Genomic DNA, 12,314 nt, shown 5'->3' with positions numbered 1-12,314 from the left:
TTCGGTGCATGTCGTACTCGCCGGTGGGGGGACCGCCGGCCACATCGAGCCCGCGCTCGCCCTCGCGGACGCCCTGCGCAGGCAGGACCCGAGCGTGGGCATCACGGCGCTCGGCACGGAGAAGGGCCTGGAGACCCGGCTCGTGCCCGAACGGGGCTACGAGCTGGCGCTCATCCCCGCCGTGCCGCTGCCGCGCAAGCCCACCCCTGAGCTGATCACCGTCCCCGGACGGCTGCGCGGCACCATCAAGGCGGCCGAGCAGATCCTGGAGCGCACCAAGGCGGACTGTGTGGTCGGCTTCGGCGGCTACGTCGCCCTGCCCGGCTACCTCGCCGCCAAGCGCCTCGGCGTGCCGATCGTGGTCCACGAGGCCAACGCCCGGCCGGGCCTTGCCAACAAGATCGGCTCGCGGTACGCGGCCGGGGTCGCCGTCGCCACCCCGGATTCCAAACTCCGCAACTCCCGCTACATCGGTATCCCGCTGCGGCACACCATCGCCACCCTCGACCGGGCCCGGGTCCGGCCCGAGGCGCGCGCCGCCTTCGGCCTCGACCCGAACCTGCCGACGCTGCTGGTGTCCGGTGGATCGCAGGGCGCCCGGCGGCTCAACGAGGTCATCCAGCAGATCGCCCCGGTGCTCCAGCGCTCGGGCATCCAGATCCTGCACGCGGTCGGCCCGAAGAACGAGATGCCGCGTGTCGACAACATGCCCGGGATGCCGCCGTACGTCCCGGTACCGTACGTGGACCGGATGGACCTCGCGTACGCGGCGGCGGACATGATGCTCTGCCGCGCGGGCGCGATGACCGTCGCCGAGCTCTCCGCCGTCGGGCTGCCCGCCGCGTACGTCCCGCTGCCGATCGGCAACGGCGAACAGCGGCTCAACGCCCAGCCGGTGGTCAAGGCGGGCGGCGGGCTGCTCGTCGACGACGCGGAGCTGTCGCCGCAGTGGGTGCAGGGCAACGTCCTGCCCGTACTGGCCGACCCGCACCGGCTGTACGAGATGTCCCGCGCCGCCGCCGAGTTCGGCCGCCGGGACGCCGACGACCTGCTCGTCGGCATGGTGTACGAGGCGATCGCCGCGCGGCGCTCGTAGGCGGCGGGACACACCCGCACAGCACAGGAGGCAGGGGACGTGTCCGGACCGACGACAGCGGAGAAGCGTGGCACACGCGAGCCGAAGGGGTCGCCGGAACGGGCCACCTCCGGTCCGGGCACCCCGAATCCCGTATTCCGGGTGCCCGGACCGCGTCTCCTGCTGATCGCGCTCGCCGTGGTCCTGATCGTGGCCGGCGGGATCTGGGCGCTCTACGGCTCCACCTGGCTGCGCGTGGAACGGGTGACGACCTCCGGCACGCAGGTTCTGACACCCCGTGAGGTCGAGGAGGCCGCCGCCGTGCCGATCGGTTCCCCGCTGGTCTCCGTCGACACGGACGCCATCGAGGCGCGACTGGTGCGGGAACTGCCCCGAATCGACACGGTCGAGGTCATTCGGTCCTGGCCGCATGGAATCGGTCTGAAAGTGACGGAGCGGAAACCGGTTCTGGTGGTGGAAAAGGGCGGAAAGTTCATTGAAGTGGACTCCGGCGGAACGCGATTCGCCACCGTGGACGAAGCGCCCGCAGGTGTACCGGAACTCCTCCTGAACGCCGCCTCCGCGCCGAGCCTGCGCCGCTTCGACGAGGACCGGCTGCTCCTGGAGGCGGTGGGCGTGACGGGCGAACTCCCGGAGAAAATCGCCCGGGACGCTCGTGTCGTCGAGGTCGCGTCGTACGACTCCATCACCCTGGAGCTCAGCGGCGGCCGGACGGTCTTCTGGGGCAGCGGTGAGGACGGTGCCGTCAAGGCCCGGGTCCTCGCCGCTCTGATGAAGGCAACGCCCAAAGCGGGGCACTTCGATGTAAGCGCCCCTACCGCGCCCGCCGCGTCGGGGAGTTGACGCCCATACGCGCTGGCCAGCACCCTGGTTGGCCAGCGCTACGGGTGATCACATAGGGTGAAAAGAAAAACGGGAGGTTCGGCGTGTTCGTTGAACGTGCGCCGCTTGTCGACTTAGTGTCCTGTTCGGAAGAGTCCAGCGAACAGAGACACTGGTAACCCTAAACTTCAACGTTAGGGTTTGGGTCGGCGTTTCGGACCGTCCCATCGGCATCAGTCGCCGCAGCGCGAAGACCAACGCGTAGCGGCGACACGTAACTCGAGGCGAGAGGCCTTCGACGTGGCAGCACCGCAGAACTACCTCGCAGTCATCAAGGTCATCGGTGTCGGCGGCGGTGGTGTCAATGCCATCAACCGAATGATCGAGGTCGGTCTCAAGGGCGTCGAGTTCATCGCGATCAACACCGATGCGCAAGCGCTGTTGATGAGCGACGCCGACGTCAAGCTCGACGTCGGCCGTGAACTCACCCGTGGCCTCGGGGCCGGGGCGAACCCGGCAGTCGGTCGCAAGGCGGCAGAGGACCACCGTGAGGAGATCGAGGAGGTCCTCAAGGGGGCCGACATGGTCTTCGTCACCGCCGGCGAAGGTGGCGGCACCGGCACCGGCGGCGCACCCGTCGTGGCCAACATCGCGCGCTCGCTCGGCGCCCTGACGATCGGTGTGGTCACGAGGCCGTTCACCTTCGAGGGACGCCGCCGGGCCAACCAGGCGGAGGACGGCATCGCCGAGCTCCGCGAAGAGGTCGACACCCTCATCGTCATCCCGAACGACCGGCTGCTCTCGATCTCGGACCGCCAGGTCTCCGTGCTCGACGCCTTCAAGTCGGCCGACCAGGTGCTGCTGAGCGGTGTGCAGGGCATCACCGACCTCATCACCACCCCCGGTCTGATCAACCTCGACTTCGCCGACGTCAAGTCGGTCATGTCCGAGGCCGGTTCGGCCCTCATGGGCATCGGCTCCGCCCGCGGCGACGACCGCGCGGTCGCGGCGGCCGAGATGGCGATCTCCTCGCCGCTCCTGGAGGCGTCCATCGACGGCGCCCGGGGCGTCCTGCTCTCCATCTCCGGCGGCTCGGACCTCGGTCTCTTCGAGATCAACGAGGCCGCGCAGCTGGTGAGCGAGGCCGCCCACCCCGAGGCCAACATCATCTTCGGCGCCGTCATCGACGACGCCCTGGGCGACGAGGTACGGGTCACGGTCATCGCGGCCGGCTTCGACGGCGGCCAGCCGCCGACCCGCCGGGACAACATCCTCAGCTCGGCCTCGGCCAAGCGCGAGGAGCCGGCCCCGGCGCCGCGCGCCACCGAGCGCCCGCTCGGCGGCCTCGGCACCGTTGCCCCGCGCGACGAGCCGTCCGCCCCGGCCGAGTCGGCTCCGGTCGCCTCGGCCGAGAGCCCGCTGCCGCCGGTCACCCCGCCGGTGGTCCCGCCGGCCCGCCCGTACCCGGACACCCAGGCCGAAGAGCTGGATGTTCCGGACTTCTTGAAGTGATAGAGCAGCTCGAACCCGTGAGCGGCGCGCACTTCGCCTTCACCGACAGGTGGGGCGGGGTGAGCGCCGTTCCGTACGAGGAGCTCAACCTCGGCGGCGCCGTGGGGGACGACCCCGAGGCCGTCCGGACCAACCGGGCGCGGGCCGCCGGGGGCCTGGGGCTCGACCCCGGGCGGGTCGTCTGGATGAACCAGGTGCACGGCCCCGATGTCGCGGTGGTCGACGGACCCTGGGGCGACCGTCCGGTTCCGGAGGTCGACGCGATCGTCACCACCCGGCGCGGACTCGCCCTCGCGGTCCTGACCGCCGACTGCACCCCCGTACTGCTCGCGGACCCCGTGGCCGGGGTCGTCGCCGCCGCCCACGCCGGGCGGCCCGGGATGGTCGCCGGGGTCGTCCCGGCCGCCGTGCGGGCCATGATCGAACTGGGCGCCGACCCGGCCCGGATCACCGCCCGTACCGGCCCCGCCGTCTGCGGGCGCTGTTACGAGGTGCCGGCGGCGATGCGGGCCGAGGTGGCCGCGGCCGAACCGGCCGCGTACGCCGAGACCAGCTGGGGAACCCCGGCCGTCGACGTCGTCGGGGGAGTCCACGCGCAGTTGGAGCGGCTGGGGATTCGGGACCGGCGGGCCAGTGAAGTCTGCACTCTCGAGTCGGGCGACCACTTCTCGTACCGCCGCGATCGCACCACAGGGCGACTCGCGGGATATGTCTGGTTGGACGCTGTGCCTACCCGGGGGAAAACCCCCGGACCCCCGGCAGGAAGAGCTCATGAGGGACCGTAAGACGGAACTCGCCGAGAACCTGGCGCAGGTGGAGGAACGAATCTCCGCAGCCTGCGCGGCCGCCGGGCGGAAGCGGTCGGATGTGACCCTGATCGTGGTCACCAAGACCTATCCGGCGAGCGATGTGCGGATCTTGCACGAACTCGGCGTACGGGACGTGGCGGAGAACCGTGATCAGGATGCCGCGCCCAAGGCCGTCGCCTGCGCGGATCTGGACCTCCGCTGGCACTTCGTCGGCCAGTTGCAGACCAACAAGGTCCGTTCTGTGGCGAGTTATGCGGATGTCGTGCAGTCGGTCGACCGTTTGAAGCTCGTCACCGCCCTCTCGGCGGCGGCGGAGAAGAACGGGCGCGAGCTGGGCTGTCTCGTCCAGGTCGCCCTCGACGCCGAGTCGGGCGCGCGGGGCGAGCGCGGCGGCGTGGCACCGGACGGCGTCGAGGAGTTGGCCGCCGCGGTGGACGCGGCGCCCGGGCTGAGGCTCGACGGACTGATGACCGTCGCGCCGCTCGCCGGCCCCTACGCGGGGCGCCAACGTGCGGCGTTCGACAGTCTGATGGATTTGTCGACTCTCCTGCGCACGACCCGTCCGGCTGCGAACATGGTGTCCGCGGGAATGAGCGCGGACCTTGAGGACGCCGTGGCGGCCGGAGCGACACATGTGCGCATCGGTACGGCGGTACTGGGTGTCCGCCCCAGGCTCCGGTAACGTCGCGAAGCAAGTCGGACCACAGCAGAAAATATGGTCATTCCCGCCGGTCGGCGGGGGCGGACCGCGTGGATCACGGGCACTTGGCGACGAGGCCGATCCACCACAGAGCGGAGGACTCAGAGAATGGCCGGCGCGATGCGCAAGATGGCGGTCTACCTCGGCCTCGTGGAGGACGATGGGTACGACGGCCGGGGGTTCGACCCCGACGACGACTTCGAACCCGAGCTGGAACCGGAACCCGAGCGTGAGCGGCGTCACCAGCCCCCGCGTCAGGTGGAGCGGGCGGAACCGGTGCGCGTGGTGCAGCAGCCCGCGCCCCGTGAGCCGGTCGCTCACGCCGCCCCGCTATCCGTCGAAAGCGGACGTCCGGCACGAATCGCCCCCGTGGCGTCCATCACACCCGAACGTCCGAGCATGGAGAAGAACGCACCGGTGATCATGCCCAAGGTCGTGTCCGAGCGGGAGCCGTACCGCATCACCACGCTGCACCCCCGGACCTACAACGAAGCCCGTACCATCGGGGAACACTTCCGTGAGGGCACTCCGGTGATCATGAACCTCACGGAGATGGACGACACCGATGCGAAGCGACTTGTCGACTTTGCCGCCGGACTCGTCTTCGGGCTCCATGGCAGCATTGAGCGCGTGACGCAGAAGGTGTTCCTGTTGTCGCCTGCTAACGTCGATGTCACGGCGGAGGACAAGGCCCGGATCGCAGAGGGCGGATTCTTCAACCAGAGCTGAGACAACGAAGACCGGAACGGGCCCGGCCGCAAGGCCGGACAAGCGAGAGCACGAGCCAGGGGAGAGGGAAGCGCGGGATGGGCGTCGCACTACAAGTGATCTACATCGCGCTGATGTGCTTCCTCATCGTGCTGATCTTCCGGCTGGTCATGGACTACGTCTTTCAGTTCGCGCGTTCATGGCAACCCGGCAAGGCGATGGTGGTCGTTCTGGAGGCCACCTACACTGTCACCGATCCACCGCTCAAGCTTCTGCGGCGGTTCATCCCGCCGCTGCGTCTCGGGGGCGTGGCACTCGACCTGTCCTTCTTCGTTCTGATGATCATCGTCTACATCCTGATCTCCATCGTGAGCAGCTTCGCGAGGTGAATGTGGACGATACGGTCTTGCCGACTGCCGACGACTACGTAGAGGTGAAGAAGAGATGCCGCTGACCCCCGAGGACGTGCGGAACAAGCAGTTCACGACCGTCCGCCTTCGAGAAGGCTATGACGAGGACGAGGTCGATGCCTTCCTCGACGAGGTCGAAGGCGAACTGACCCGCCTGCTCCGCGAGAACGAGGACCTGCGCGCCAAGCTGGCCGCGGCGACGCGTGCCGCCGCGCAGAACCAGCAGCAGCAGGGCATGCGCAAGCCCCCGGAGCAGCAGGATCGTCCCGTCGGTCCCGGCGCCCCGGTGCCCGCCGCCATATCCGGACCGCCGGTCCAGCAGCAGCCCCCGCAGATGGGCCCGCCGCAGCTGCCGTCCGGTGCGCCGCAGCTCCCCGCCGGTCCTGGTGGCCACGGCCCCGGTCCGATGCAGGGTGGCCCGATGGGCCCCGGCCCCGGCCAGATGCAGGGCGGCCCGATGCAGGGCGGCCAGATGCAGGGCGGTCCGATGCAGGGCGGTCCGATGCAGGGTGGCCCGATGGGCCAGCCGATGGGCGGCCCCATGGGGCACCCGCAGCAGCAGATGCAGCAGCCCATGCAGCAGCCGCAGCAGGGCCCCGGTGGCGACAGCGCCGCGCGTGTCCTCTCGCTGGCCCAGCAGACGGCCGACCAGGCGATCGCGGAGGCCCGTTCCGAGGCCAACAAGATCGTCGGCGAGGCGCGTTCGCGCGCCGAGGGCCTGGAGCGGGACGCCCGCGCCAAGGCGGACGCGCTGGAGCGGGACGCGCAGGAGAAGCACCGCGTGGCGATGGGCTCGCTGGAGTCGGCCCGCGCGACGCTGGAGCGCAAGGTCGAGGACCTGCGGGGCTTCGAGCGTGAGTACCGGACGCGTCTGAAGTCGTACCTGGAGTCGCAGCTGCGTCAGCTGGAGACCCAGGCGGACGACTCGCTGGCCCCGCCGCGGACGCCGGCCACGGCTTCGCTGCCGCCGGCGCCCTCGATGGCCTCGGCCGGTGCGAGCGCCCCGTCGTACGGCGGCAACGGGTCGATGGGCGGCGCGCCGTCCATGGGTGGTGCCCCGTCCTACGGCGGCCAGCAGCAGATGTCCCCGGCGATGACGCAGCCGATGGCTCCGGTCCGCCCGCAGGCGCCGCAGCCGATGCAGCAGGCGCCGGCGCCGATGCGTGGCTTCCTGATCGACGAGGACGACAACTGACGGCGGGAGCTCGCGCGATGAGCGCGTAGCCGTCGGCAGGCTAAAGGGCCGGGCCCCTGGGAAACCAGGGGCCCGGCCCTTTGCCGTGGGCGGGGCGGTCGGGGGGGGTGGGGGCCGGGTGCGGGTGGGGCGCCTGCGGCGGGCTCCTTCCCCACCCCGCCCCGTCCCGAACACCCCGGGGGGTGGGTCGGTCGCGGGGGCTCCGCCCCCGAACCCCGGGGGCCGCGGGCTTCGCCCCCGGCCCGGGCGCGGCAGCTTCGCGCCGCGAGGCTTCGCCGGGCATCCGGGGCAGCCGCTTCGCGCCGCGACGGCCTGCTGGGCTTCGCTCGCGGCCGCCGCGCCGGCGTCGGGGGTTCGGGGGCGGAGCCGCCGGGCTCGTCAGAGTTTCGGGGGTCCCCCCGGACCGAGTCTGGGGGGTGGGGAACCGAAAGGCCCGGCACCGTCTGCGGTGCCGGGCCTTTCGGTGTGGTGTTACGCCTTGCGGAGGCGGAACGTCAGGGACAGGGACTCGTCCGTGAACGGGGTGCCGTACGTGTCGTCCGCCGGGCTCGATGCGAAGTCCGTCGACAGGACCTCGTCCGCGATCAGGGTCGCGTGGGTCGTCAGGGCCTCCGTCGTTTCCGGGGACTCCGAGGTCCAGCGGAGGGCGATGCGGTCCGCAACGTCCAGGCCGCTGTTCTTGCGGGCCTCCTGGATCAGGCGGATCGCGTCACGCGCCAGGCCCGCCTGGCGGAGCTCCGGAGTGATCTCCAGGTCGAGGGCGACCGTCGCGCCCGCGTCCGACGCGACCGACCAGCCCTCCCGGGGAGTCTCCGTGATGATGATCTCCTCCGGGCCGACCGTGATCGTCTCGCCGTTGACCTCCAGCGTCGCCTCGCCGTTGCGGAGGGCAAGGGACAGGGCCGCCGCGTCCGCCGACGCCACCGCCTTCGCCACGTCCTGGACGCCCTTGCCGAAACGCTTGCCCAGCGCGCGGAAGTTCGCCTTCGCCGTCGTGTCGACCAGAGACCCTCCCACCTCCGAAAGGGACGCCAGGGACGAGACGTTCAGCTCTTCCGTGATCTGCGCCTGGAGCTCCGGCGACAGGTCCGTGAAGCCCGTCGCCCCCACCAGCGCGCGCGACAGCGGCTGACGGGTCTTCACGCCCGACTCCGCCCGCGTCGCCCGGCCCAGTTCCACCAGGCGGCGGACCAGCAGCATCTGCGACGAGAGCGTCCGGTCGACCAGCGACGCGTCCGGCTCCGGCCACGTCGACAGATGCACCGACTCCGGGGCGCCCGGGGTCACCGGGACCACCAGGTCCTGCCACACCCGCTCCGTGATGAACGGGGTCAGCGGCGCCATCAGGCGCGTCACCGTCTCGATCACGTCGTGGAGGGTGCGCAGCGCCGCCGCGTCGCCCTGCCAGAACCGGCGGCGCGAACGCCGCACGTACCAGTTCGACAGGTCGTCGACGAACGACGAGATCAGCTTGCCCGCCCGCTGCGTGTCGTACGACTCCAGCGACTGGGTGACCTCCGACACCAGCGTGTTCAGCTCGGACAGGAGCCACTTGTCCAGGACCGGGCGCTCGGCCGGCGCCGGGTCCGACGCGCTCGGCGCCCAGCCCGACGTACGGGCGTACAGCGCCTGGAACGCCACCGTGTTCCAGTACGTGAGGAGGGTCTTGCGGACGACCTCCTGGATCGTGCCGTGGCCCACCCGGCGCGCCGCCCACGGCGAGCCGCCCGCCGCCATGAACCAGCGCACCGCGTCCGCGCCGTGCTGGTCCATCAGCGCGATCGGCTCCAGGGTGTTGCCCAGGTGCTTGGACATCTTGCGGCCGTCCTCGGCGAGGATGTGGCCCAGGCAGACCACGTTCTCGTACGAGGACTTGTCGAAGACCAGCGTGCCGACCGCCATCAGCGTGTAGAACCAGCCGCGCGTCTGGTCGATCGCCTCGCTGATGAACTGCGCCGGGTAGCGGGACTCGAAGAGTTCCTTGTTCTTGTGCGGGTAGCCCCACTGCGCGAACGGCATCGAGCCCGAGTCGTACCAGGCGTCGATCACCTCCGGCACGCGCGTCGCCGTCTTCGAGCAGCTCGGGCAGGGGAAGGTCACCGCGTCGATGTACGGGCGGTGCGGGTCGAGCTCCGACTGGTCCGTGCCCGTCAGCTCGGACAGCTCCGCGCGCGAACCCACGCACGTGAGGTGGCCGTCCTCGCAGCGCCACAGCGGCAGCGGGGTGCCCCAGTAGCGGCTGCGGGAGAGCGCCCAGTCGATGTTGTTGTTCAGCCAGTCGCCGAAGCGGCCGTGCTTGACCGAGTCCGGGAACCAGTTCGTCTGCTCGTTCTCTTCGAGGAGACGGTCCTTCACCGCGGTCGTACGGATGTACCAGGACGGCTGCGCGTAGTAGAGCAGCGCCGTGTGGCAGCGCCAGCAGTGCGGGTAGCTGTGCTCGTACGGGACGTGGCGGAAGAGCAGGCCCCGTGCGTCCAGGTCCTTCGTGAGCGCCTCGTCGGCCTTCTTGAAGAAGACGCCGCCCACCAGCGGCACGTCCTCCTCGAAGGTGCCGTCGGGGCGGACCGGGTTAACCACCGGCAGGCCGTACGCACGGCAGACCTTGAGGTCGTCCTCACCGAAGGCGGGGGACTGGTGGACCAGACCCGTACCGTCCTCGGTCGTCACGTAGTCGGCGTTCACCACGTAGTGGGCTTCCGCCGGGAAGTCCACGAGGGCGAAGGGACGCTCGTACGTCCAGCGCTCCATCTCGGTGCCCGTGAAGGACTCGCCCGTGGTGACCCAGCCCTCGCCGAGCGCCTTCTCCACCAGCGGCTGGGCGACGACCAGCTTCTCGTCGCCGTCGGTCGCGACGACGTACGTGACCTCGGGGTGCGCGGCGACCGCCGTATTGGACACCAGGGTCCAGGGGGTCGTCGTCCAGACCAGGAGCGAGGCCTGGCCGGCCAGCGGGCCGGAGGTCAGCGGGAAGCGGACGAAGACGGAGGGGTCGACGACCGTCTCGTACCCCTGCGCCAGCTCGTGGTCCGAGAGGCCGGTGCCGCAGCGCGGGCACCAGGGGGCGACGCGGTGGTCCTGGACCAGCAGGTCCTTCTCGAAAATCTGCTTGAGCGACCACCAGACCGACTCGATGTACTCGGGGTCCATCGTCCGGTACGCGTCGTCCAGGTCGACCCAGTAGCCCATGCGGGTCGTCAGCTCGGCGAAGGCGTCGGTGTGGCGGGTCACGGACTCGCGGCACTTGTCGTTGAACGCGGCGATGCCGTATTCCTCGATGTCCTTCTTGCCGGTGAAGCCGAGCTCCTTCTCCACGGCGAGCTCGACCGGCAGGCCGTGGCAGTCCCAGCCGGCCTTACGGGCCACGTGGTAGCCGCGCATGGTCCGGAACCGGGGGAAGACGTCCTTGAAGACGCGGGCCTCGATGTGGTGGGCGCCGGGCATGCCGTTGGCGGTCGGCGGGCCCTCGTAGAACACCCACTCGGGGTGGCCCTCGGACTGCTCCAGGGTCTTGGCGAAGACCTTGCTCTCGCGCCAGAAATCGAGCACGGCGTGCTCGAGCGCGGGCAGGTCGACCTGGGCGGGCACCTGGCGGTACTGCGTCATCGATCTTCCTCCGGCGGACTGCTTCGTTTCCGTCCGGAGGGACGAGAGCGCCGTGCTGTGCGGCTCCCGCGGTACCACCCTCCTTGACCCCGGGCGTGCTGCCCGTGGCCCCCTCATTGGGGTCGCGATGCCGGTTCTAGTCGCCTGACGGCTTTCTTCCGGCGGCTCCGGGGTGATGCTTCACATCGGGCTCGCCCCCGGGCTCTCACCGTCCCCGGGTCGCTCACGGCTGCGTACGACGCTACTCGTCCCCATCCAAGCCTTTCGCTGAGCCCAGTGTACGGGGCCGGAGGGGCCTCGGCAGACCGATTTCCCGGTGGCCCGCCGGGTGGCCTGCGGGGTGGTCCGCCGGGGGTCCGGCGTGACCCGAATGGTCATACGGGCGCGGCCGGACTTCGCAGGGCCTCGCCGGACCGTCGCGGGGCGGATTACCGGGCGGGGAGCTGGGCACAACGGATGCAAGCTCGCCTTGCCGCCGGCATGGGGCGGGTGCGAACGGCGGCGTGCCCCGTTGCCGCGGGCCTTGGGCCGATTTATCGTCCCAGCACGATTCGCGAGCGAGATCACAAAATGTGAAGGGGCCGCGACATGGTGGCGAAGAAGACCGCCGCGAAGAAGTCCGCCGCGAGGAAGACCTCGACCGCCGGCGCGGTCAAGGACGTCACCGGCAAGAAGTCGACGGTCGCGAAGAAGGCTGCCACCAAGACAGCTGCCAAGACGGCGACCGCCAAGAAGACGGCCGCCAGGAACAAGAAGACGGCCGCCAAGAAGACGACCGCCGAGAAGGCCCCGGCGGTCGAGAAGGCTCCGGCCACCAAGAAGGCCACGGCGGCCAGGAAGGCAGCCCCCACGAAGGCCGCCGCGAAGAAGGCACCGGCCGCCAAGAAGGCCGCCGCGAAGAAGTCCGCAGTCAAGAAGAAGGCCGCTTCCGCGGCGCACGTGGAGCAGACAGGAGCCGGGACAGTGGCAGCGAAGAAGACCGCGGGTGGCGTCACGACGGCCGAGAGCGAGGCCGCGGTTCCCCAGGCGCGTACCGGTGAGCTGGCCGTACGGCCCGGAGAGGACCCCTGGACGCCCGAGGAGGTCGCCGAGGCCCGTGCGGGGCTCGAGAGCGAGGTCCTGCGGCTGCGTGCGGAGCTGCTGCACTCCAAGGAGGAGCTGACCGGCCTCATGCGGGACTCCGGGGACGGCGCCGGCGACGACCAGGCCGACACCGGCACCAAGAACATCACGCGCGAGCACGAGCTCGCCCTGGCGGCCAACGCCCGCGAGATGCTGGAGCAGTCCGAGCACGCCCTGGAGCGCCTCGACGCGGGCACGTACGGCCTCTGCGAGGTGTGCGGCAAGCCGATCGGCAAGGCGCGGATGCAGGCTTTCCCGAGGGCCACGCTCTGCGTCGAGGACAAGCAGAAGCAGGAGCGCCGCGGCTGACGGCCCCGAAAGGGTGTGCCGTACCCTC

The 12,314-nt window shown here is 70.6% G+C and carries 10 protein-coding genes; 9 read left to right on the top strand and 1 reads right to left on the bottom strand.

The annotated features are described in order from the left end of the window. The first annotated feature begins 4 nt into the window (after positions 1-4). From murG to Q5762_RS06045, 8 genes are all read left to right on the top strand, one after another. On the top strand, positions 5-1,096 hold the full coding sequence (murG, locus tag Q5762_RS06080) for an undecaprenyldiphospho-muramoylpentapeptide beta-N-acetylglucosaminyltransferase (protein ID WP_315890921.1): 1,092 nt from the start codon (positions 5-7) through the stop codon (positions 1,094-1,096). A gap of 39 nt (positions 1,097-1,135) precedes the next feature. After that, positions 1,136-1,939 (top strand): FtsQ-type POTRA domain-containing protein, encoded by an 804-nt coding sequence (locus tag Q5762_RS06075; protein ID WP_315890920.1) that lies wholly within the window; start codon positions 1,136-1,138, stop codon positions 1,937-1,939. Between the two features lie 279 nt (positions 1,940-2,218). Beyond that, positions 2,219-3,430: a cell division protein FtsZ gene (ftsZ, locus tag Q5762_RS06070; RefSeq protein WP_315890919.1), complete on the top strand. Its 1,212-nt coding sequence runs from the start codon at positions 2,219-2,221 to the stop codon at positions 3,428-3,430. Beyond that, positions 3,427-4,215, top strand: a complete 789-nt coding sequence (gene pgeF, locus Q5762_RS06065; protein ID WP_315890918.1) for a peptidoglycan editing factor PgeF — start codon at positions 3,427-3,429, stop codon at positions 4,213-4,215. The genes ftsZ and pgeF overlap by 4 nt, the downstream gene beginning before the upstream one ends. After that, positions 4,202-4,921: a YggS family pyridoxal phosphate-dependent enzyme gene (locus Q5762_RS06060; RefSeq protein WP_315890917.1), complete on the top strand. Its 720-nt coding sequence runs from the start codon at positions 4,202-4,204 to the stop codon at positions 4,919-4,921. Before pgeF ends, Q5762_RS06060 begins: the two co-directional genes overlap by 14 nt. Positions 4,922-5,047: 126 nt before the next feature. After that, positions 5,048-5,668, top strand: coding sequence for a cell division protein SepF (locus tag Q5762_RS06055; protein ID WP_315890916.1), 621 nt, complete (start codon positions 5,048-5,050; stop codon positions 5,666-5,668). Between the two features lie 77 nt (positions 5,669-5,745). Next, entirely contained in the window at positions 5,746-6,036 is a 291-nt protein-coding gene (locus tag Q5762_RS06050) for a YggT family protein (protein ID WP_315890915.1), read from the top strand. Positions 6,037-6,091: 55 nt separating this feature from the next. Next, positions 6,092-7,252, top strand: coding sequence for a DivIVA domain-containing protein (locus tag Q5762_RS06045; RefSeq protein ID WP_315890914.1), 1,161 nt, complete (start codon positions 6,092-6,094; stop codon positions 7,250-7,252). Positions 7,253-7,723: 471 nt separating this feature from the next. Here the strand turns inward: Q5762_RS06045 and ileS are convergent, their stop codons facing one another. Further along, a complete protein-coding gene (ileS, locus tag Q5762_RS06040) occupies positions 7,724-10,855 on the bottom strand; it encodes an isoleucine--tRNA ligase (RefSeq protein ID WP_315890913.1) in 3,132 nt (1,043 codons plus the stop codon). A 588-nt stretch (positions 10,856-11,443) separates the two neighbouring features. Between ileS and Q5762_RS06035 the strand changes: the two genes are divergently transcribed. Next, a complete protein-coding gene (locus Q5762_RS06035) occupies positions 11,444-12,286 on the top strand; it encodes a TraR/DksA family transcriptional regulator (protein ID WP_315890912.1) in 843 nt (280 codons plus the stop codon). Positions 12,287-12,314 lie beyond the last annotated feature (28 nt).

The sequence above is a fragment of the Streptomyces sp. P9(2023) genome (assembly GCF_032436795.1).
GTDB lineage: Bacteria > Actinomycetota > Actinomycetes > Streptomycetales > Streptomycetaceae > Streptomyces.
This window is presented reverse-complemented; position numbering and strand designations above follow the sequence as displayed.

Excerpts from the sequence above, each read along its gene's own strand:
- Q5762_RS06060 (WP_315890917.1), top strand. The coding sequence starts at position 4,202 with ATGAGGGACCGTAAGACGGAACTCGCCGAGAACCTGGCGCAGGTGGAG.
- Q5762_RS06055 (WP_315890916.1), top strand. The coding sequence starts at position 5,048 with ATGGCCGGCGCGATGCGCAAGATGGCGGTCTACCTCGGCCTCGTGGAG.
- Q5762_RS06050 (WP_315890915.1), top strand. The coding sequence starts at position 5,746 with ATGGGCGTCGCACTACAAGTGATCTACATCGCGCTGATGTGCTTCCTC.
- Q5762_RS06045 (WP_315890914.1), top strand. The coding sequence starts at position 6,092 with ATGCCGCTGACCCCCGAGGACGTGCGGAACAAGCAGTTCACGACCGTC.
- ileS (WP_315890913.1), bottom strand. The coding sequence starts at position 10,855 with ATGACGCAGTACCGCCAGGTGCCCGCCCAGGTCGACCTGCCCGCGCTC.
- Q5762_RS06035 (WP_315890912.1), top strand. The coding sequence starts at position 11,444 with ATGGTGGCGAAGAAGACCGCCGCGAAGAAGTCCGCCGCGAGGAAGACC.